2 protein-coding genes are annotated in these 24,155 nt (G+C 67.1%); both read left to right on the top strand.

Annotation, left to right across the window (positions count from 1 at the left end; all coding sequences use genetic code 11):
- The first annotated feature begins 21 nt into the window (after window positions 1-21).
- Window positions 22-12,828 carry a non-ribosomal peptide synthetase gene (locus B348_RS0106915; RefSeq protein WP_017735411.1) on the top strand — a complete coding sequence of 4,269 codons (12,807 nt, stop codon included), beginning with the start codon at window positions 22-24 and terminating at the stop codon, window positions 12,826-12,828.
- Entirely contained in the window at window positions 12,825-24,155 is an 11,331-nt protein-coding gene (locus B348_RS0106910; RefSeq protein ID WP_017735410.1) for a non-ribosomal peptide synthetase, read from the top strand. Before B348_RS0106915 ends, B348_RS0106910 begins: the two co-directional genes overlap by 4 nt.

Genomic DNA, 24,155 nt, shown 5'->3' with positions numbered 1-24,155 from the left:
TTACCAGGCAGGTTACCCCCCATGCAGTTCAGCGAATTATTGGCAGTGATTTCCACCCATGCGATCCGGCTGCAACGGGAAGACGACGACCTGATCGTCCTGGGCGACGACGAGGCGCTGGGGGAGGGCGTCTGGGATCAACTGATCACCCACAAGCCGCGGCTGCTGGCGCTGGTGGCCGAGCATGGCGGCGACTGGCTGAGCCCGGCGTATCGCATCACCCCGGACATGCTCGCGCTGGTCAGCCTCGACCAGGCCGCCCTCGACCGCATCGTCGCCGCCATCCCCGGTGGCGCAGCGAACGTGCAGGACATCTACCCGCTGGCGCCGCTGCAGGAGGGCATGCTCTATCACCACTTGTCGGCGCAGCAGGGCGACCCCTACGTGCTGCACGCGCAGTTTGTGTTCGACAGCCGCGCCCGCCTGCACGCCTTTGCCGAGGCGCTGCAATGGGTGATCGACCGCCACGACATCCTGCGCCCCTCGATGGCCTGGGAGCGCCTCGACGAGCCGTTGCAAGTGGTGTGGCGCAAGGCGCCGTTGGTGTGCGAAGCGGCGCACGTGGACCCACGCAACGTGCGCCTGGACCTGGGCCAGGCACCGCTGTTGCGCCTGGTGTACCGCGACAACCCAGGCAGCGCGCGTGTGGACGCGATGCTGTTGTTCCACCACACCATCCTCGATCACACCGCCCTGGATGTGGTGCGCGAAGAAATCCAGCTGTACCTCGCGGGCCAGCACGCGCAAGCGGCCGAGCCCGTGCCGTTTCGCAACTACATCGCCCAGGTGCGCCACGGCGTCAGCGCGCAGGCCCATGAAGGGTTTTTCCGCGAGATGCTGGCCGATATCGACGCGCCGACGCTGCCCTTCGGGTTGCAGGATGTGCAGGGCGACGGCCAGGGCATCGACGAAGCGCGCATCCCGGTCGACAGCGCCCTGAGCCGACGCCTGCGCGCCCTGGCTCGGCCGCTGGGCGTCAGCGTGGCGAGCATGATGCACCTGGCCTTCGCCCGTGTCCTGGGGGTGGTGTGCGGGCGCGACGCCGTGGTCTTCGGCACCGTGATGCTCGGCCGCATGGGCGCCGGTGCGGGCGGTGAACGGGCCTTGGGCATGTTTATCAACACCTTGCCGCTGCGCGTGGATGTGGGCGGGCAGGGCGTGCGCGCCGGGGTGCAGGCGACCCATGCGCGCCTCACCACCTTGCTCCAGCACGAACACGCGTCCCTGGCGCTGGCCCAGCGTTGCAGCGGCGTGGTGGCCCCCGCGCCGTTGTTCAGCGCCATGCTCAATTACCGTCACAGCGCAGCCACGGACATGGCGGCCATCATCGAGGTCGCCGAAGGCATCCAGGTGCTGGGCGCCGAAGAACGCACCAACTACCCGCTGACGGTCAACGTCGACGACCTGGGGGAAGACTTCGCGCTGACGGTGATGGTGCACGCGTCCCTCGACGCCCGGCAGGTTGCCGGCTACCTGCACACGGCCCTCGACAGCCTTGCCGAGGCGCTTGAGCACCGACCGGATACGCCCTTGGACAGCCTGGCGATCCTCACGCAAGACCAACGCCAGCACCTGCTGCACAGCTTCCACCACAGCCCTGAAACCTACGCCGACAGCCCGCTGATCCACCAACAGATCGAAGCCCACGCCGCCGCCCACCCCGACGCCATCGCCCTGCGTTTCGAGCAACAACGCCTCACGTACCGCCAACTCAACGAACGCGCCAACCAGGTCGCCCATCGCCTGCTGGCCCAAGGTGTGTGCGCTGATGATCGCGTGGCGATCTGTGTGGAGCGTGGTCCGGAAATGATCATCGGCCTGCTGGGCATCCTCAAGGCGGGCGCCGGTTATGTGCCGGTGGACCCGGCCTACCCGCGCGAACGCATCGCCTACACCCTGCAAGACAGCGCGCCGCTGGCGGTGCTGGTGCAAGCCAACACCCGCCACCTGGTGGGCGCGCTGGCGCAGATCGACCTCAACGGCCTGCGTGACGAATCCATCGTCAACCCGCGCCTGGACTTGAGCCCGGCCAACCTCGCCTACGTGATCTACACCTCCGGCTCCACCGGCCAGCCCAAGGGCGTGATGATCGAACACCGCCAGGTCGCGCGGCTGTTCAGCGCCACGGGGCATTGGTTCGGGTTCAACCGCAATGATGTGTGGGCGCTGTTCCACTCCTTTGCCTTCGACTTCTCGGTGTGGGAAATCTGGGGCGCACTGATCCACGGCGGCCAGTTGCTGATCGTGCCGCAACTGGTCAGCCGCGCGCCGGATGAGTGCTATGCGCTGCTGTGCGACGCCGGCGTGAGCATCCTCAACCAGACACCCAGCGCGTTCCGCCAGTTGATCGCGGCGCAACAGCACAACCTGCAGGCCCATTCGCTGCGCCAGGTGATCTTCGGCGGTGAAGCCCTGGAACCGGGGATGCTCAAGCCCTGGTATGCCCGCGCGCTCAACGCCGGCACGCAATTGGTCAACATGTACGGCATCACCGAGACCACCGTGCACGTGACCTATCGCGCCCTGGAAGCGGCGGATGCGCAGCGGGTCGGCGTCAGCCCGATTGGCGTGGCCATCCCCGATTTGCAGCTGCACGTGCTGGACGCACGCCGCGAGCCGGTGCCGATTGGCGTGGTCGGCGAGCTGTACGTCGGAGGCGCCGGGGTGGCGCGCGGTTACCTCAACCGTGAGGCGCTGACCGCCGAACGCTTCCTCACCGACCCCGCCAGCGGCCAGCGCCTGTACAAGACTGGCGACCTTGGCCGCCGCTGTGCGGACGGCAGCGTCGACTACCTGGGGCGCAACGATGATCAGGTGAAGATCCGCGGTTTCCGCATCGAACTGGGTGAAATCGAAGCCCATCTGGCCAGCGCCGAGGGTGTGCGCGAGGCCATCGTGATTGCCCGTGAAGACGCGCCGGGCGACCAGCGCCTGGTGGCCTATGTGATTGCCGACGGCGCATTCAGTGCGGGCGCCTTGCGCGACCATCTGCTGCGCAGCCTTGCCGACTACATGCTGCCCAGCGCCTTTGTACAACTCGATGCCTTCCCGCTGACCGCCCACGGCAAGCTCGACCGCAAGGCCTTGCCCGCACCGGACGCCCAGGCGCTGGCCCGCCGCGACTACCAGGCGCCCGAGGGTGCGGCGCAAATCGCCATAGCCGCCATCTGGCAAGACCTGCTGAAAGTCGACCGCGTAGGGCGCGATGACAATTTCTTCGAGCTTGGCGGGCATTCGCTGCTGGCGGTCAAGCTGATCGAGCGCATGCGCCAGCTGGACCTGCGCGCCGACGTGCGTGTGCTGTTCGGCCAGCCCACGCTGGCGGCGCTGGCCGCTGCGGTGGGCGACGAGGTGCACGTCCCGGCCAACCTCATTACCCCGGCCAGCGCGAGCATCACCCCCGAGATGCTGCCCCTGGTTGACCTGGACCAGGCCGCCATCGACCACATCCTCAACCGCGTGCCCGGCGGCTTGGCCAATGTGCAGGACATCTACGGCCTCGCCCCGTTGCAGGCGGGGATTTTGTACCACCACCTGGCAACCACCGAGGGCGATCCCTATGGGTTGCAAGTGCAGTTCAGCTTTGCCGCGCAATCGGCGGTGGACGCGTTTATCCACGCCCTGCACAGCGTGATCGAACGCCACGACATCCTGCGCACGGCGATCCTCTGGGACGGCCTCGACGAACCGGTGCAAGTGGTCCTGCGCCAGGCGTCGCTGACCGTCGAACGTATCGACGAACCCCTGGCCCAGCTGCAACAACGCTTCGACCCCCGGCACTTTCGCCTCGACCTGTCCCGCGCCCCGCTGATGCATTTCGCCTACAGCGAGCAGCAGGGCCGTTTTGTCGGCATCCTGCTGTTGCACCACATCCTGCTCGACCACACCGCGTTGCAGGTGCTGGTGCAAGAGATAAGCGCCAGCCTGGACGGGCGCAGCGCGCACTTGCCCGTGGCGGTGCCGTACCGCAACTACGTGGCGCAGGCGCGGCTCGGGGTCAGCCAGGCGCAGCACGAAGCGTTTTTCAGCGCGATGCTCGGCGATATTGACGAACCGACCCTGGCCTTTGGTCTGCACGACGTGAATCTTGACGGCAGCGGCATCCTCGAAGTGCACCTGGCGTTGGAAGCCGAACTGAGCCTGGGCCTGCGCGAACAGGCGCGGCAATTGGGCGTCAGCCCGGCGAGCCTGGTGCACCTGGCCTGGGCGCAAGTCTTGGCGCAGGTGTCCGGCCAGCAGGAGGTGGTGTTCGGCACCGTGTTGCTGGGGCGCATGCAGGGCGGCGAGGGCGCGGACCGGGCGCTGGGCATGTTTATCAACACCTTGCCATTGCGCGTCAGCCTCGGCGCGGTGGGCGTGCAAGCCGGCGTGCGCGCCACCCATGCACGGCTCGCGCAATTGCTTGGCCATGAGCACGCGTCGTTGTCCCTGGCCCAGCGTTGCAGTGGCGTGCCGGGTTCGCTGCCGCTGTTCAGCACCTTGCTCAACTATCGCCACAGCGCGGTGGACGAAGCGCCGGGCGCCAACCCGTTCGCGGCGCGGGGCATCGAGATCCTCAGCTCCGAAGAGCGCAGCAACTATCCGTTGGTGATCAACGTCGATGACCTCGGCGCGGGTTTCGCGCTCACCGTGCAAGGCGTGGCCAGCCTCGATGTGCAACGTGTCGGCCAGTACCTGCTTACCGCGCTGCGCCACCTGGTGACGGCGCTGCAACAGGCGCCGACCACGCCCTTGCAGGCCGTATCGATCCTGCCGCCCGCCGAGCGTCGCCAACTGATGGTGGACTTCAACGCCACCGCCCGCGACTACCCGGCGCACCGCACCGTGCACCACCTGTTCGAAGCCCAGGCGCAGGCATACCCCGAAGCCGTGGCGGCGGTGCACGGTCCGTTGTCCCTGAGCTACCGCGACCTCAACCACCGCGCCAACCGCCTCGCGCACTACTTGATCGGCCAAGGCGTGCAGCCGGGGGAAAGCGTGGCGATTGCCCTGCCGCGCGGCCTGGACCTGCTGGTCTGCGAACTGGCGATTCTCAAATGTGCGGCGGTCTATGTGCCGTTGGACATCAACGCGCCGGCCGAGCGCCAGGCCTTTATCGTGCAGGACAGCGGCGCCCGGCGGGTGCTCGACGACCTCGGCGTGCTGGCGCTGGACACACAGTCGCCGCGCAATCCCGAGCTGGTCCAGTCCTCGGAGAGCGTCGCCTACATCCTCTACACCTCCGGCTCCACCGGCACGCCGAAGGGCGTGCAAGTGCCCCATCGCGCAGTCTCGCGCCTGGTGCTCAACAACGGCTACGCCGATTTCAACGCGCGCGACCGCGTGGCCTTCGCCTCCAACCCGGCGTTCGATGCGAGCACCCTCGACGTGTGGGCGCCCTTGCTCAACGGCGGTTGCGTGGTGGTGGTCGAGCAGGCGGTGCTGTTGTCCCAGGCCGCCTTCGCCGCGTTGCTAGAGGAGCAAGCCGTCAGCGTGCTGTGGATGACCGCCGGGCTGTTCCATCAGTACGCCGATGCCTTGTTGCCGGTGTTCCGCCAGCTGCGTTACCTGATCGTCGGCGGCGATGTGCTCGACCCGCTGGTGATCAACCGCGTACTCGCCCACGGCAAGCCGCAACACCTGCTCAACGGCTACGGGCCGACCGAAGCGACCACATTCTCCACCACCTTTGAAATCACCACGGCGGGTACGGCGGCGATTCCCATCGGCCGACCGCTGGCAAACGCCCAGGCCTTTGTGCTGGATGCGCGCCAACAACCGCTGCCGCTGGGTGTGACCGGCGAGCTGTACATCGGCGGTGCGGGGGTGGCGTTGGGGTATCTGAACCAGCCGCAACTGACTGCCGAAAAATTCATCGCCAATCCCTTCGGCGACGGCGTGCTCTACCGCACCGGCGACCTCGCGTGCTGGCAGGCCGACGGCACCTTGCTGTACCAGGGGCGCAGTGACCTGCAAGTGAAGATTCGCGGTTTCCGCATCGAACCCGGGGAAATCGAAACCTGCCTCGCCGCCTTCCCCAACGTGAAAGACGTGGTGGTGCTGGCCCGCGAAGACGTGCCCGGCGACAAACGCCTGGTGGCCTACTACACCGCCCCGGCCGCGCTGGACATCCAAGCCCTGCGCGCCCACCTGCAAGGCCGCTTGCCGGACTATATGGTGCCGTCGGCCTATGTGTGGCTGGCCCTGTTGCCGCTCACCGCCAACGGCAAGCTCGACCGCAAGGGCCTGCCGGTGCCCGACGCGAGCGCGTTGCTCAGCCGTGGCTTCGAAGCGCCGGAAGGCGCAGTGGAAACCTCTCTCGCCCAGATCTGGCAGGACGTGCTCAAGCTGGAGCGCGTCGGCCGGCACGATCATTTCTTCGAACTGGGCGGCCACTCGTTGCTGGCGGTCAGCCTGATTGAACGCATGCGCCAGGTCGGCCTCAGCTGCGACGTGCGCGTGCTGTTCAGCCAGCCAAGCCTGGCGGCATTGGCGGCGGCGGTGGGCAGCGGGCGCGAAGTGGTGGTGCCAGCCAATGGCATTGCCGCCGGCAGCACGCAGATCACGCCGTCGATGCTGACCCTGCTGCCACTGGATCAGCCGACCATTGACCGTATCGTCGCCAGCGTCCCCGGTGGCGCGGCGAATGTGCAGGACATCTACCCGTTGGCGCCGTTGCAGGAAGGCATCCTCTACCACCACCTCAGCGCCGAGCAGGGCGATCCGTACCTGCTGCAATCGCGCATGGCCTTCGACAGCCTGGAGCGCCTGCACGGTTTTATGGGCGCGCTGCAACAGGTGGTGGCGCGCCACGACATCCTGCGCACCGGCGTGGTCTGGGAAGGCCTGGACAGCCCGGTGCAAGTGGTGTGGCGCGACGCCCAGCTGAGCGTGCAGGCCGTGGCCCTGGACCCGGCCGACGGTGACGTCATCGCCCAACTGCACGCGCGTTTCGACGCCCGTCACTACCGCCTGGACCTCACCCAGGCGCCGCTGCTGCGCATGGTCTACGCCGAGGACCCGGCCAATGGCCGCGTGGCGGCGATCCTGCTGTTCCATCACTTGGCGCTGGACCACACCGCCATGGAGGTGGTCGGCGAGGAGATGCAAGCGTTCCTGTGCAAGCAGGCGCATGGGTTGCCGGCGGCGGCACCGTTTCGCAACTACGTGGCCCAGGCGCGCCTGGGTGTCAGCGAGGCGGAACACGAGCAGTTCTTTCGCGAGATGCTCGCCGACATCGATGAACCGAGCCTGCCGTTTGGCGTGCAGGATGTGCAGGGCGACGGGCGTGATATCGAAGAGGCCGGGCAAGCCCTGGACGCGACGCTGGCCCAGCGGGTTCGTGAGCAGGCGCGGCGTTGCGGTGTGAGCGCGGCGAGCCTGATGCACCTGGCGTGGGCGCAGGTATTGGGGCTGGTGTGCGGGCGTGATGAGGTGGTGTTTGGCACCGTGCTGATGGGCCGTCTGCAAGCGGGCGAGGGTGCGGACCGTGCGCTTGGGATGTTCATCAACACCTTGCCGCTGCGGGTGGACCTGGCGGCGAGCGCGACGTCGGCCGTCAAGGCGACCCACACGCGGCTCAGCGCCTTGCTCGGCCATGAGCATGCAGCGCTGGCCCTGGCCCAGCGCTGCAGCGGCGTGGCAGCGGGGGCGCCGTTGTTCAGCAGCCTGCTCAATTACCGCCACAGCAGCCCCGACGCCATGGCCCGCGACGGTCACGGTATCTGGGCTGGCGTGCAGTTGCTGGGCGGCGAAGAGCGCAGCAATTACCCGCTGACCTTGAGCGTGGACGACTTCGGCACAGGCTTTGGCCTGACGGTACTGGCGCTGCCGCAGATCGGCGCCCAGCGCCTGTGCGGCTACATGCACAACGCTGTGGAGCAGTTGGTCGCCAGCCTGGAAAGCGCAACGCCGACGGCGCTCACCCAGCTGCCAAGCCTGCCTGCGGCGGAGCGCGAAACGCTGCTGCGGGAATTCAATGCGACCGCCGCAGATTTCCCCACCGGCCACACCGTTCATGGCGCCTTCGAAGTCCAGGCCGAGCGCCAACCGGACGCAGTGGCCGTGGTGCAAGACGGCGTCTCCCTGAGCTATCAGCAGCTCAACCGGCGCGCCAACCAACTGGCCCATCACCTGTTGGCGCTGGGCGTGCAGCCCGACGACCGCGTCGCGATCTGCTGCCGTCGCGGCCCGCAGATGCTGGTGGGCTTGCTCGGCATCCTCAAGGCGGGCGCCGGCTACGTGCCCATCGACCCGGCGTATCCCGCCGAGCGCATTGCCTATCTGCTGCAAGACAGCGCCCCGGTGGCGGTGCTGGCGGAGGCCAGCACGCGCGCGCTGTTGGGCGGTTTTGTGCCTGTCGACCTGCATGAGCACGGCCTGGACCAGCCCACCAGCAATCCACAACTCAGCGCGCTGACCCCGGCGCACCTGGCCTACGTGATCTACACCTCCGGCTCCACCGGCCAGCCCAAGGGCGTGATGGTCGAACACCACACCGTGGAAAACCTCGTGCACTGGCATTGCGACGCCTTTGGCCTGGATGCCCGCAGCCACACCAGCAGCGTCGCCGGCTTTGGCTTCGACGCCATGGCCTGGGAAGTGTGGCCGGCGCTGTGTGCCGGCGCGACCCTGCACTTGCCGCCCGCCGAGGTGGGCAATGAACAGATCGACGCGCTGCTCGCCTGGTGGCTGGCGCAGCCGCTGGACGTGAGCTTCCTGCCCACGCCGGTGGCCGAGTACGCCTTCAGTCAGCAACTGCTGCACCCGACGTTGCGCATCCTGCTGATCGGCGGCGACCGCCTGCGTCAGTTCAATCAGGAACGGCGCTTTGCCGTGATCAACAACTACGGCCCCACCGAAGCCACGGTGGTCGCCACCTCCGGCCGCGTGCGTGCCGGGCAGGCGCTGCATATCGGCCGGCCCATGGCGAATGCCAGCGTCTACCTGCTGGACGCGCACTTGCGCCCGGTGCCGTTGGGCGTGGCCGGTGAATTGTATGTGGGCGGCAGCGGCGTGGCGCGGGGTTACTTGAACCGCGCGGACCTGACCGCCGAACGCTTTCTGCAAGACCCGTTCAACGGCGGCCGCATGTACCGCACGGGCGACCTGGCGCGCTGGTTGCCCGATGGCAATCTCGAGTACCTGGGCCGTAACGATGACCAGGTGAAACTGCGCGGCATACGCGTGGAGCTGGGGGAAATCGAAAGCCATCTCGCCGCACTCGACGGTGTTGGCGAAGCGGTGGTGCTGGTACGCGAAGAGCGTTTGATCGCCTGGTTCACCGCCCGGCAAACGCTGGATATCGAGCACGTGCGCACGCAACTGCAAGCGCAACTCCCCGCGGCCTTGGTGCCGGTGGCCTATGTGCAGGTGCACGCGCTGCCCCTGACCGCCAACGGCAAGCTCGACCGCAAGGCGCTGCCTGAACCCGATCAAGGTGCGTTGCTCAGCCGTGAGTACGCTGCGCCCCAAGGTGGCGTCGAAACCACCCTGGCGGCGATCTGGGCCGAGGTGTTGCAGGTGGAACAGGTCGGCCGGCATGACCACTTCTTTGAATTGGGCGGCCATTCCCTGTTGGCCGTCAGCCTGATCGAACGCATGCGCCAGGCCGGCCTCAGTGCCGATGTGCGCGTGTTGTTCGGCCAACCGACCCTGGCCGCACTGGCCGCTGCCGTGGGCAGTGGCCGCGAGGTCGAGGTGCCGGCCAATCGCATTTCTGCCGATTGCCCGCGCATTACCCCGGACCTGCTGCCGCTGGTGACGCTGGACCAGGGCACGATTGATCACGTGGTCGCCCAGGTCCCCGGTGGCGCCGCCAACGTGCAGGACATCTACCCGCTGGCGCCGTTGCAGGAAGGCATCCTTTACCACCACATCACGGCCGGGCAGGGCGACCCGTACCTGCTGCAATCGCACCTGGCGTTTGCCAGCCTGGAACGCCTGCAGGCCTTTGCCCAGGCGCTGCAACAGGTGATCGACCGCCACGACATCCTGCGCACCGCCGTGGTCTGGGAAGGCCTGGCGCAACCGCTGCAAGTGGTGTGGCGCAAGGCCCGGTTGCAGGTGCAGGCCGGTGACCTGCAAAGCTTTGACCCGCGTCACTACCGCGTGCCGCTGGCTCAGGCGCCGTTGATCCGACTTGTGTACGCCCAGGGCTCGGATCAGCAACGGGTGAATGCACTGCTGTTGTTCCACCACATCGCCCTCGACCACACCGCCCTCGACCGCGTGCGCCACGAGATGCAAGCCAGCCTGCTCGGGCAGCCACAGTCCGCCGGGGACGCCACGCCGTACCGCAACTACGTGGCCCAGGCGCGCCTGGGGGTGAGCGAGCAGGCGCACGAACACTTCTTCCGCGAGATGCTCGCGGATATCGATGAACCGACCCTGCCATTCGGCCTGCAGGATGTGCGCGGCGACGGCACGGCCCTCGAAGAGGCCCAGCAGCACCTGACGCCCGACCTCAACAGACGCCTGCGGGCCCAGGCGCGTGTGCTTGGGGTCAGCGCGGCGAGCCTGTTTCACCTGGCCTGGGCGCGGGTGCTCGCCAGCACGTCCGGCCAGGAAAATGTGGTGTTCGGCACCGTGCTGTTGGGCCGCATGCAAGGCGGCAAGGGCAGCGACCGCGCGTTGGGCATGTTCATCAACACCTTGCCGTTGCGGGTGGACATCGACGCCACCGGCGTGCGTGTGGCGGTCAAACACACCCATGGGCGGCTGAGCGCGCTGCTCGGGCATGAACACGCCTCGCTGGCGCTGGCCCAGCGCTGCAGCGGTGTCGCCGCGCCGCAGCCGTTGTTCAGCGCGATGCTCAATTATCGTCACAGTGACAGCCGGCAGGCGCCGGTGTCCGAGGCGTGGCAGGGCATCGAGACCTTGGCCAGCGAAGAGCGCACCAACTACCCGTTGACGCTCAACGTGGATGACCAGGGCGACGGTTTCCGCCTGACCGCCCTGGCGGCGACGCCAATCGGCGCGCAACGCATCTGCGGCTATGTGCAAGTGACCTTGCAGGGCCTGGTGGAAGCGCTGGAGCAGGCGCCGCAGTTGCCGGTCAATCGCCTGCCGGTGCTGGAAGCCCTGGAGCGTCAGCAAGTGCTCGGCGCCTTCAACGCCACCGAGGTGGCGTATGACCTCGATCAGACCCTGCACGGGATGTTTGAAGCGCAGGTGGCCCGCACGCCAGAGGCCATTGCGGTCAAGGCGGGCGACGTCGTATTGACCTACGCCGAGCTGAACGCGCGGGCCAACCAGCTGGCGCACCACCTGTTGGCGCTGGGCGTACAGCCGGATTCCCGCGTGGCGATCTGCGTGGAGCGCGGCCTGGACATGGTGGTCGGCCTGTACGCGATCCTCAAGGCCGGCGCCGCCTATGTGCCGCTGGACCCGGCGTATCCGCCAGAACGCCTGGCCTACATGCTCGAAGACAGCACCCCGCTAGTTGTGTTGGCGCAGGGCTCGACGCGTGGGTTGCTGGGCGCAGTCCCGGTAATCGATCTGGAGCAGCCGACGTGGTCGCACCAACCCAGCGACAACCCGCAGGTCAACGCCGTGGGCGCCTATGTGATCTACACCTCCGGCTCCACCGGCCAACCCAAGGGCGTGATCAACGACCACGCCGGGGTGGTCAACCGCTTGCTGTGGATGCAGGACGCCTACGGCCTCAAGCCCCACGACCGGGTCTTGCAGAAAACCCCGTTCAGCTTCGACGTGTCGGTGTGGGAGTTCTTCTGGCCGCTGTTCACCGGCGCGCGGCTGGTAATGGCGCGCCCCGGTGGGCACAAAGACCCGCTGTACCTGTGCGAAGTGATCGCGGCCGAGCAGATCACCACGCTGCACTTTGTGCCGTCGATGCTCGACGTGTTCCTCGCCCACGGCGATGTGCGCCAGGCCGCCGGGCTGGTACGCGTGATGTGCAGCGGCGAAGCCTTGCCCGGCAGCCTGGTGCGGCGCTTCAAGCAGCAACTGCCGGGGATCGGCCTGTACAACCTGTACGGGCCGACCGAAGCGGCGGTGGACGTGACCGCTTGGAACTGCGCGCGCCCCGAAGTGGCGGACAACACGCCGATTGGCAAACCCATCGCCAACACGCGCATGTACGTGCTGGATGGGCAATTGCAACCGGTGCCGCTCGGGGTGGTCGGCGAGTTGTTTATCGGCGGCGTGCAAGTGGCACGGGGTTACCTGAACCGGCCTGAGCTGACCGCCGAGCGCTTCCTCAAGGACCCGTTCAGCAGCGGCCGCATGTACCGCACCGGCGACCTCGGGCGCTTCCTGCCCGACGGCAATCTGGAATACCTGGGCCGCAACGATGACCAGGTGAAAATCCGTGGCCTGCGCATCGAACTGGGGGAAATCCAGGCGCGCCTGCTGGAGCATCCCCAGGTCAACGAAGCCGCTGTGGTCGCCCGTGACGAGCGCCTCGTCGCCTATTACACCGGCACGCGGGTCGGCGATCTGCGCGAGCATCTGCTGCGCCACTTGCCGGACTTCATGGTGCCCGCGCTGTTTGTGCACCTCGACGCCTTGCCCTTGAGCCCCAACGGCAAGCTCGACCGCAAGGCCCTGCCGGCACCGGATGTAGAGGCGCTAAGTGCACACGCGTACGAAGAGCCCGAGGGCGACACCGAGGTCCTGCTGGCGCAGCTGTGGGCCGAACTGCTCAAGGTGGAGCGGGTCGGGCGCCAGGACAATTTCTTTGAACTGGGCGGGCACTCGCTGCTCGCCGTGAGCTTGATCGGGCGCTTGCGCCAGGTGGGCATGGAAGCCGATGTGCGCGCGTTGTTCGAACAGCCGACCCTGGCCGGCTACGCCGCCATAACCGAACGAATGGAGATCGTCCTGTGAGCATCCTCGAACTGCTGGCGACACTGAAAACCAAGGATGTACAACTGGCGCTCAAGGGCGAGCAATTGGCGGTGCAAGGCAACAAGCAGGCGTTGAGCGACCCCTTGATCCTCGCCGCCTTGCGTGAACACAAACCGGCGCTGATCGCGTTGCTCAAGGCCGGTGAATACGCGGCCGCCAACGCGGTGCCGGGCAATGCCATCCCGATCGATGCCAAGCACCTCACGCCAGCCATGCTGACCTTGTCCAGCCTGAGCCAGGACGAGATTGAGCGCATTGTCGCCAGCGTTGACGGCGGCGTGGCGAATATCCAGGACATCTACCCCCTGGCGCCGTTGCAGGAAGGCATCCTGTTCCACCATGTGCGCACCGCCCAGGGCGACCCCTACGTGATGCAGTCGCAGTTCGCCTTTGACAGTGCCGAGCGTTTCGACGCGTTTGCCCTGGCCCTGCAAGGCGTGATCGAACGCCATGACATCCTGCGTACGGGTGTGGTGTGGGAGGGCGTACAGCAGCCGTCGCAAGTGGTGTGGCGCAAGGCGAGCCTGCCTGTGCAAGCGGTTGAGCTGGACCCGGCCGACGGCGATATCGCCGCACAACTGCACGCCCGTTTCGACGCGCGTCATTACCGCCTCGACGTGACCCAGGCGCCGCTGCTGCGCCTGGCCTGGGCGGCGGACCCGGCGCAGCAGCGCATCGTCGCGATGCTGCTGTTCCATCACATGGCCCTCGATCACAGCGCCCTGGAGGTGGTGCGCCATGAAATGCAGGCGTTCCTGCAAGGCCAGGGCGCGCAGTTGGGGGCGGCGGTGCCGTTTCGCGATTACGTGGCCCAGGCGCGGCTGGGGGTGAGCGAGCAGGAGCACGAGGCGTTCTTCCGGCAGATGCTTGGGGATGTGGCCGAGCCGACCTTGCCCTTTGGCTTGCAGGACGTGCAGGGCGATGGCCGCGGCATCAACGAACTCGACTGGCCGCTGGCGGATGCACTTAACCAGCGCCTGCGCGCCCAGGCGCGGCTGCTGGGGGTGAGCGTCGCCAGCCTGTTCCACCTGGGTTGGGCCCGGGTGTTGAGCGCGCTGGCGGGCAAGTCCCAGGTGGTGTTCGGCACGGTGCTGATGGGCCGCATGCACGGCGGGCACACCACGGAGCGCGCCTTGGGGATTTTCATCAATACGTTGCCGTTTCGCCTGGATGTGGGCGGTGAGGACGTGCGCAGCGCCGTCAAGGCTACCCATGCACGCCTCACCGGGCTGTTGCGCCATGAACATGCGCCGTTGGCTCTGGCCCAGCGTTGCAGCGGTGTGCTGGCGCCGACGCCGTTGTTCAGCACCTTGCTCAACTATCGTCACAGCGCAGCCGGCAGCAGTGACGCGCAGGCGGCGTGGCAGGGCATCGCCACGCTGCGCTCGGATGAACGCACCAATTACCCGCTGACCCTGAGTGTCGATGACCTGGGCGACGGCTTTATTCTGCGGCTGTTGGCGACCACCCAGGTCGATCCGCAGCGTGTCTGCGCCTACCTGCAAACCGCCCTCGAGAATTTGGTGACGGCACTTGAGCAGGCGCCGTTGACGGCGCTGGACCAGCTACCAGTGGTGCCCGCCGCCGAGCAGCAGTTGCTGCTGGAACAGTTCAACGCCACCGGGGCCGATTTCCCCCAGGGCAGCACACTGCACGCGCGCATCGAAGCCCAGGCCGCGCTCACGCCAGACGCCATCGCCGTCGTGCAGCAAGGCCGGCAACTGACCTACAGCGAGCTGAATCAACAAGCCAACCTGCTGGCCCATCACCTGCTGGCCCTCGGGGTGAAGCCTGACGAGCGCGTGGCCGTTGTTGCGCGCCGTGGCCTTGACACCCTGGCCGGCTTGCTCGCAGTGCTCAAGGCCGGCGCCTGCTATGTGCCGGTGGACCCGTCGCACCCGGCCGAACGCCTGCACTACCTGCTCAGCGACAGCGCGCCGGTGGCAGTGCTCACCCAGCAGGCGTTGCTGGAGCGCTTGCCGGCCCTCGATGTGCCGGTGATCCACCTCGACCGCTACACCTGGCAGCACCACTCGGCGTGCAATCCCGAGGTAGCGATGACGCCGGCGAACCTTGCCTATGTGATCTACACCTCCGGCTCCACCGGCCAGCCCAAAGGCGTGATGGTGGAACACCACACGGTGGCCAACCTGGTGGAGTGGCATTGCCACGCCTTCGACCTGCGTGCCGGGCGCCACACGGCCAGCGTCGCCGGTTTCGGCTTTGACGCGATGGCCTGGGAGGTGTGGCCGGCCCTGTGTGTGGGCGCGACCCTGCACCTGCCACCGGCCCAGGACGGCAACGGGGACATCGACGCGCTGCTGGCCTGGTGGTGCGCGCAGCCGCTGGATGTGAGCTTCCTGCCGACGCCGGTGGCCGAGTACGCCTTCAGCCAGCGCATCGAGCACCCGACGTTGCGCACCTTGCTGATCGGCGGTGATCGCCTGCGCCAGTTTGGCCGTGGGCAGCGCTTCGAGGTGATCAACAACTACGGGCCCACCGAGGCCACGGTGGTGGCCACGTCCGGCAAGGTCGAGACGGGGCAGCCGTTGCATATCGGCAAACCCATCGCCAATGCCACGGTGTACCTGCTGGATGAACAACTGCGCCCGGTGCCGTTGGGCGTGGCGGGGGAGTTGTACGTGGGCGGCAAGGGCGTGGCGCGCGGCTATCTGCACCGCCCGCAGTTGACCGCCGAACGCTTCCTGCACGACCCGTTCAACGCCGGGCGCATGTACCGCACCGGCGACCTGGCGCGCTGGTTGCCCGATGGCAACCTGGAGTACCTGGGGCGCAATGACGATCAGGTGAAGATTCGCGGGGTGCGCATCGAACTGGGGGAAATCGAAAGCCAGCTCAACCAATTGCCAAGTGTCCAGGAAGCGGTGGTGCTGGTGCGCGAAGAACGCTTGGTGGCGTACTTCACCGAGAACCCGCAGCTGGACCCGCTGACCGTCGCAGAAGTGCGCGCCCACCTGGTGGCGCACCTGCCGGACACCATGGTCCCGGTGGCCTACGTGAAACTGCCGGCGCTGCCGCTGACCGCCAACGGCAAGCTCGACCGCAAGGCCCTGCCGGCACCGGACATGGCGGCCGTCTTCAGCCGCGAGTACGCCGCGCCCGAAGGCGAGATCGAAACGGTATTGGCGCAGATCTGGGCCGATGTGTTGCAAGTGGAGCGGGTCGGGCGCCGCGATCACTTTTTTGAACTGGGCGGGCATTCGCTGCTGGCGATGCGCATGGTCTCGCAGGTGCGCCAGCGCCTCGGTGTGGAGCTGTTGCTCGGCGACCTGTTCGCCAACGCCGAACTGGCCGCCGTCGCCGACGTGCTGGCCAGCGCCGGGCGCAGCACTTTACCGGACAATCTTCCGGCCAATCGCGACGAAGCGGTGCCGCTGTCGTTCGCCCAGCAACGCCTGTGGTTCCTCGCGCTGCTGGAAGGGGCCAACACCGCCTACAACATTCCCATCGGCCTGCGGTTGCGTGGGCAGTTGCATGTGGAGGCGCTGCAACGGGCGCTGGCGCGGATCGTCGCGCGGCATGAAACCCTGCGCAGCCGCTTCGCCCAGCACGGCGACGAGGCGCGGGTGCTGATCCTCCCACCGGAAGACGTGCTGCCCCTGCAAGTGCAAGACCTGCGCCATCACGCGCAACCGCAGCAGGCGCTGGAGGCGTTGATCCACGGCGAGGCGTCGGCGCCGTTCGACCTGGAGCGCGGCCCGCTGCTGCGCGGGCGCTTGATCGTGATGGCCGACGATCACCATGTGCTGTTGCTGACCCTGCACCATATCGTCTCCGATGGCGGCTCCATGGGCGTGCTCACCCGTGAGCTGATGGCGCTGTACAAGGCCTTCAGCCTGGGCCTGGCCGACCCGCTGCCGCCGCTGGCGATCCAGTACGGCGACTTTGCGGTGTGGCAGCGCCTGTGGCTCAGCGGTGAAGTGCTGCATCGGCAAAGCGCTTACTGGCAGCAGGCGCTGGCCGCTGCGCCGGTGTTGCTTACGCTGCCCACCGACCGCCCGCGTCCGGCGCGGCAGGACTACGCCGGCAGCAGTGTCGAGGTGCGTCTGGATGAGCGCCTGACGGCTGCGCTCAAGGCTCTGGGTCAGCGCCATGGCACCACGCTCTACATGATCCTGATGACGGCCTGGGCCTCGCTGCTGACGCGGCTGTCCGGGCAGCCGGAGCTGGTGATTGGCTCCCCGGTGGCCAATCGCAACCGGGTCGAGGTGGAAGGGCTGATCGGCCTGTTCGTCAACACCCTGGCGGTGCGCATCGACACCTCGGGCGATGTGAGCACTGAAGCGCTGTTGGCGCGGGTCAAGGCCCAGGCGCTGGCCGCCCAGGCCCATCAGGACCTGCCGTTCGAGCAAGTGGTGGAAATCACCCGGCCCACCCGCAGCCTGGCCCACAGCCCGCTGTTCCAGACCCTGCTCACCTGGCAGGACAGCAGCGCGCCGGCCCTGGCCTTGGGCGAGCTGGCGCTGGAGGGCATCGTCGAACACAGCCACTTTGCCAAGTTCGATTTGTCCCTGGACCTGGGCGAAGTGCAGGGCGCCATTCTCGGCGCGCTGGAATATGCGCAGGCCTTGTTCGATGAAGCGACGGTGCGCCGTTATGCCGGCTATCTCACCCGCGTGTTGCAGGCCATGGTCGATAACGATCAGGCGGTGTTGGCCCATGCACCGTTGGTGGATGAGCGGGAGCGTGAGCAGCTGTTGGTTGAGTTCAACGCCACGCAGGTGGATTACGACCTCGACCAGACCCTGCACGGCATGTTCGAAGCGCAAGTGGCCCGCACGCCGGATGCCATTGCGCTGAAGGCGGGCGACCATGTGTTGACCTATGCCGAGCTGAACGCACGGGCCAACCAGTTGGCGCATCACCTGCTGGAGCAAGGCGTGCAGGTGGATTCGCGGGTGGCGATCTGCGTGGAGCGTGGCCTGGACATGGTGGTCGGCCTCTATGCGATCCTCAAGGCCGGCGCTGCCTATGTGCCGCTGGACCCGGCGTATCCGCCAGAACGCCTGGTCTACATGCTGCAAGACAGCGCGCCCGTAGTGGTATTGGCCCAGGGCTCGACGCGTGCATTGCTGGGCTCTGTGCCGGTGATCGACCTGGAGCAGCCGACCTGGTTGCAGCAACCCCTCGACAACCCGCAGCTCAACGCCGTGGGCGCCTATGTGATCTACACGTCCGGCTCCACCGGCCAGCCCAAGGGTGTGATCAACGACCACGCCGGGGTGGTCAACCGCCTGCTGTGGATGCAGGACGCCTACGGCCTGACTGCCGCCGACACGGTGTTGCAGAAAACCCCGTTCAGTTTCGACGTGTCGGTGTGGGAGTTCTTCTGGCCGCTGTTCACCGGCGCGCGGCTGGTGATGGCCCGCCCGGGTGGGCACAAAGAGCCGCTGTACCTGTGTGAAGTGATCGCGGCCGAGCAGATCACCACGCTGCACTTCGTGCCGTCGATGCTCGACGTCTTTCTTGCCCACGGCGACATGCCCCAGGCCGCTGGCCTGGTGCGTGTGATGTGCAGCGGCGAAGCCTTGCCCGGCAGCCTGGTGCGCCGCTTCAAGCAGCAGTTGCCGGGTAGCGAGCTGCATAACCTGTACGGCCCGACCGAAGCAGCGGTGGATGTGACCGCCTGGAATTGCGCAGGCGCCGTTACGCCGGACAACACGCCCATCGGCAAACCCATCGCCAACACACGCATGTATGTGCTCGATGAGCAATTGCAACCGGTGCCGTTGGGGGTGGTCGGCGAGCTGTTCATCGGCGGTGTGCAAGTGGCGCGGGGTTACCTGAACCGGCCTGAGCTGACGGCCGAACGTTTCCTCAAGGACCCATTCACCGGCGCGCGTATGTACCGCACGGGTGACCTTGGCCGCTATTTGCCCGACGGCACTATTGAATACCTGGGGCGCAATGACGATCAGGTCAAGATCCGTGGCCTGCGCATCGAACTGGGGGAAATCCATGCGCGTCTCATCGACTATCTGGGCGTCGATGAAGCCGCGGTGATCGCCCGCGACGAGCGCCTGGTGGCGTATTACACCGGCGTGCGCAGCGAGATCGACGCCCTGCGCGCCCATCTATTGCAGCACCTGCCGGAGTTCATGGTGCCGGCGCTATTCGTGCACCTCGACGCGCTGCCCCTGAGCCCCAACGGCAAGCTCGACCGCAAGGCCTTGCCTGCACCGGGCGCGGATTCAGTGATCACACGCGACTACGAGGCGCCCCAGGGCGATACGGAAATCGCCCTGGCCAGCCTGTGGGCCGAGCTGCTCAATGTGGAGCGCGTAGGGCGTCACGATGACTTCTTCGAACTGGGCGGGCATTCGCTGCTGGCGGTGAGCCTGGTGGGGCGCATGCGCCGCCTCGGGCTCTCGGCGGATGTGAAAGTGTTGTTTGGCCAGCCGACATTGGCGGCCTTGGCTGCTGCGTTGGGCGGCGGGCGCGAAGTCGCGGTGCCGGCCAATCGCATAACGCCTGATTGCACGCGGATCACCCCGGACATGCTGGCGTTGATCACCCTCGATCAAGCGGCCATCGACCGCGTTGTCGCCTGCATTCCTGGTGGTGCGGCGAATGTGCAGGACATCTACCCGCTGGCGCCGTTGCAGGCCGGCATGCTCTACCACCATCGTGCCGCGCAGGGCAGCGACGACTATGTGCTGCGCGCGCAGTTCGCCTTCGACAGCCGCGCGCGTCTGGATGCGTTTGCCCAGGCCTTGCAGGCGGTGATCCAGCGCCATGACGCGTTGCGTTCGTCGTTCCATTGGGAGGGCCTGGAAGAACCGCTGCAAGTGGTGTGGCGTGAGGCCGCGCTGCGCGTCGAAACGGGACCGTTGCCGGCACGCCTGGATTTGGCCCAGGCGCCGCTGATGCGCCTGGTGTATGCCGAGGAACCCCAGCGCGTGGTTGCCACCTTGCTGTTCCACCACCTGGTGATGGACCACATCGCCCTGGACATCCTGCAACACGAGATGCAGGCGTTCCTGCTGGGCACTGCGCACACCCTTGGCGCGGCCGTGCCGTATCGCAACTATGTGGCCCAGACCCGCCTGGGTGTGGATGATCACGCGGCGTTCTTTAGCGAGATGCTCGGCGCCATCGATGAACCGACCGACGTCGAAGCGCTGGGCGCCGATGAACACGTCCAGCGTCAGATAGATACGCCGTTGAGCCAGCGCCTGCGGGTGCAGGCGCGCCAAGCGGGCGTCAGCGCCGCGAGCCTGATGCACCTGGCCTGGGCCCATGTGCTGGGCAAGGTCGCGGGCCGCGAGCAGGTGGTGTTCGGCACGGTGATGCTCGGTCGTTTGCACGGTGGTGACGGCGCCGAGCGCGCCATCGGGGTGTTTATCAATACCTTGCCGCTGCGGGTCGATCTGGGTGAGCACAGCGTACTGGACGCGTTGCGTGCAACCCACGGGCGCCTGACCCAGTTGCTCAGCCATGAACACGCGCCGCTGGCGCTGGCCCAGCGTTGCAGCGGCGTGCCGGTGGGCACGCCGCTGTTTGGCACGCTGTTCAACTATCGCCACAGCGCCGCGCCAGTGGGCAGCGAGGGCTGGCAGGGCATTCAACTGCTCAAGGCCGAGGAACACAGCAATTACGGCTTGTCCCTGAGTGTCGATGACCTGGCGGATGGGTTCACCTTGACGGCCGTGGGGCAGGGCGCGCGGCGCGTCTGCGACTACTTGCACACCGCCGTGGAGCAACTGGTGCAGGCACTGGAGCACGACAGCGCGGTTGCCATCGGCCACTTGCCGATCCTGTCGATCGCCGAGCGTCGGCAGTTGGCCGGATTCAATGCCACCACGCGCCTGTTTCCACGGGAACACACGGTGCAGCGCCTGTTCGAAGCCCAGGCCCAGGCGCGGCCCGACGCGCTGGCCGTGGTGGAGGGCGCGCAGCGGCTGAGTTACGGCGAGCTGAACCGCCGCGCCAATCGTCTGGCCCATCACCTGCTGGGGCTGGGGGTGCGGGCCGGCGATAACGTTGCGCTGCTGTTGCCACGCTCCGTGGACCTGCTGGTCAGCCAACTCGCCGTGCTCAAATGCGCGGCTGCCTATGTGCCGCTGGACATCCACGCGCCCGCCGAGCGTCAAGGGTTCATGCTGCAAGACAGTGCCGCCGCCTGCGTGTTGACGCGCAGCGAGGCCGTTGTCGATGGCGCGGTTCAACGCCTGGACCTGGACACCCTGGCCCTCGACCCGCAACCGAGCCACAACCCCGGCCTGTCGCAGTCGTCGGAGAGCGTGGCGTACATCATGTACACCTCCGGCTCCACCGGCACACCCAAAGGCGTGTTGGTGCCCCATCGCGGCATCACGCGGCTGGTGCTCAACAATGGCTACGCTGACTTCAATGCCAGCGACCGCGTGGCGTTCGCCTCCAACCCGGCGTTCGACGCCAGCACCATGGACGTGTGGGGGCCGTTGCTCAACGGTGGGCAGATCCAGGTGATCGACCACGCCAGCGTGCTCGACCCGGTGGCGTTTGGCGCGGCCCTGGCCGAGGTGACGGTGCTGTTCGTGACCACGGCGTTGTTCAACCACTATGTGCAACTGATCCCCGAGGCCCTGGCGGGCTTGCGCATCCTCCTGTGCGGCGGCGAGCGGGCCGACCCGGCGGCGTTTCGCCGGCTGTTGGCGCGGGCGCCGGCATTGCGCCTGGTGCATTGCTACGGGCCGACGGAAAGCACCACCTACGCCACCACCCATGAGGTGCGCGCGCTGGTCGATGGCGCCGACAGCGTGCCCATCGGTCGGCCGATTTCCAACACCCAGGTGCATGTCTTGGATGCGCACCTGCAGCCCGTGCCGTTGGGCGTGGCGGGTGAGATCTGCATCGGTGGCGATGGCGTCGCCCTGGGCTATTTGAATCGTCCGGCGCTGACCGCCGAGAAGTTCGTCGCCGACCCGTTCAATGGCGGCGCGCTGCTGTACCGCACCGGCGACCTTGGCCGCTGGACGGCGGACGGCCTGCTGGAGTGCATCGGGCGCAATGACGACCAGGTGAAGATTCGCGGTTTCCGTATCGAACTGGGCGAGATTGAAGCGCGCCTGGGCAGCTTGGCGGGTATCCAGGACGTGGTGGTGCTGGCCCGTGAGGACGTGCCGGGAGACAAGCGCCTGGTGGCGTACTTCACCTGGGCGGCGGAGCCCCTGGAGATCGACCAACTGCGCGCCCATCTGCTTGAGCAATTGCCGGAGTACATGCTGCCGTCGGCCTATGTGGCGTTGGCGCGGTTGCCGTTGACCGGCAATGGCAAGGTGGACCGCAAGGCCTTGCCGGTGCCGCCGTTGCAGGCGCTGATCAGCCGTGAATTCGAAGCGCCGGCCGATGCGCTGGAGCAAGCCCTGGCCCAGCACTGGGCGGAGGTGCTGAAGCTGGAACAGGTGGGGCGCCATGACAGCTTTTTCGAGTTGGGCGGACATTCTTTGCTGGCGATCCGATTGGTGAACGTGCTGGAGGAAGCGGGGTTGCCGGTGTCCCTGGCCGAGCTGTTCCAGCATGCCAATGTGGCCGCTGTCGCGGTGCTGTTGCGTCAGCGTAGCGACGAACCGTTGCGCGATAGCCCGGTGATCACCGTGCGCAGTGGAGGCACCCAGGCGCCGTTGTTCCTGGTCCACGAATTCAGCGGTATGGACGTGTATTTCCCGGCGCTGGGCCAGCATCTGCCCGGCGACTATCCGATCTATGGCCTGCCGGGTGTGGCCCTCGGCGAGCCGCACCTGAACAGCATGGAAGGCCTGGCTGCGCGGCTGGTCGGCCTGATTCGTGACATTCAGCCCCACGGGCCGTATCGACTGGCCGGCTGGTCGTTTGGCGGCGTGCTGGCCTATGAAGTGGCCATGCAACTGCTGGGGGCGGATGAACCGGTGGCGTTCCTCGGTTTGCTCGACAGCTATGTGCCGCGCCTGACCGATCAAGGCAAGGCGCGCTGGGGCGGGGCGGAGGCGCTCAAGCGCCAGTTGCTGTTGCAGTGCACGGCGTACTGGAAAACCCTGGGCCGGGCGGATGCGCTGGCGAGCCTTGGGCAGTTGGACGCAGACATCGCCCAGCTGGAATTTGCCGAGTTGCTGCAACGCTGTCGCGCGGGCGGTTTGCTGCACGCGCAAATGGCGGCGGCAACGGATGCCGACCTCGCGAATTACCTTGAACGGGAAGTCGGGCATGGGCATGCGCTGGCGCACTACAGCCTGTTCCCGTTGCCGATAGCGGTGCATCTGTTCAGTGCGCAAGAGCGCCCCACCGAATTGGCGCGGCGTAGCGATTCGCTGGGCTGGGCAGACGCGCTGGCGCCGGGGCAGTTGCGCCAGGTGCAAGTGCCGGGTGATCACCAGAGCATGATGCAGGCGCCGCATATCCAGGCGCTGGGCCAGGCAATCACCGAGGCATTGGCGACCTGCGCGCCCGTGGCACAGGCGGCACATTCGCCCTTGCTGCGCATTCAGAGCGGGCGCGCCGGGCATGCGCCGGTGTTCTGTGTGCCGGGGGCGGGGGACAGCGTTACCGGCTTTGTCGGTTTGAGCGAAGCCCTCGGGCGCGACTGGCCGCTGTTTGGCTTGCAGCCCCGTGGCCTGGATGGCGAGGCGGTGCCCCACAGCCAGGTGGAAGCGGCGGCGCGCGCGAATCTGGCGGCGTTGGCGCAGGAATGCCCGCACGGCCCGGTGCATCTGGTCGGGCATTCGTTTGGCGGCTGGGTCGCGCTGGAGATGGCGTTGCAGTTGCAGGCGCAAGGGCGCGAGGTGGCGTCGCTCACGGTGATCGACAGCGAAGCACCGGGTGGCGCGGGCCGCGCGTATACGACCACGACGGCGTTGCTGCGCCTGATCGAGTCGATGCAGTTGGCGGCGGGCAAGTCCCTGGGGATCGACCCGCTGGACTTCGCCGGGCGCGATGAGGTGGTGCAGCGTCAGTGCTTGCATGCCGGCATGGTCGCGGTTGGCTTGTTGCCGGCGCGGGCTGGTGTGACGGCGATGGATGGGCCGGCCCGCACCTATGGGGCGGCGTTGCGCACGGTGTACCGACCGGGGCGGCGCTTTGACGGCGTGGTGCGCCTGGTGTTGGCGCAAGACCCGGCATTGGACGCGGCCGGCAATCAGCGGGAACAGGGTTTGATGATCGAAGGCTGGCGCCGCCAGGGCCGGGAGCTGGAGGTGTGGTATGGCGGCGGCAATCACTTCACGTTGCTCAAGGCGCCGAATGTGCAGGGGCTTGCCCAGTGGTGGCAGGCGGGTCGTGTGGGAGCGGGCTTGCCCGCGATGGCGGTGGATCAGTCGCCCATGTATTGA

Origin of the sequence: Pseudomonas sp. CBZ-4 (assembly GCF_000346755.1) — a bacterium.
Classification (GTDB): Bacteria; Pseudomonadota; Gammaproteobacteria; order Pseudomonadales; family Pseudomonadaceae; genus Aquipseudomonas.
The sequence above is the reverse complement of the archived record's forward strand: the minus strand, read 5'-3'. Positions and strand labels throughout refer to the sequence as shown.

Excerpts from the sequence above, each read along its gene's own strand:
- B348_RS0106915 (WP_017735411.1), top strand. The coding sequence starts at position 22 with ATGCAGTTCAGCGAATTATTGGCAGTGATTTCCACCCATGCGATCCGG.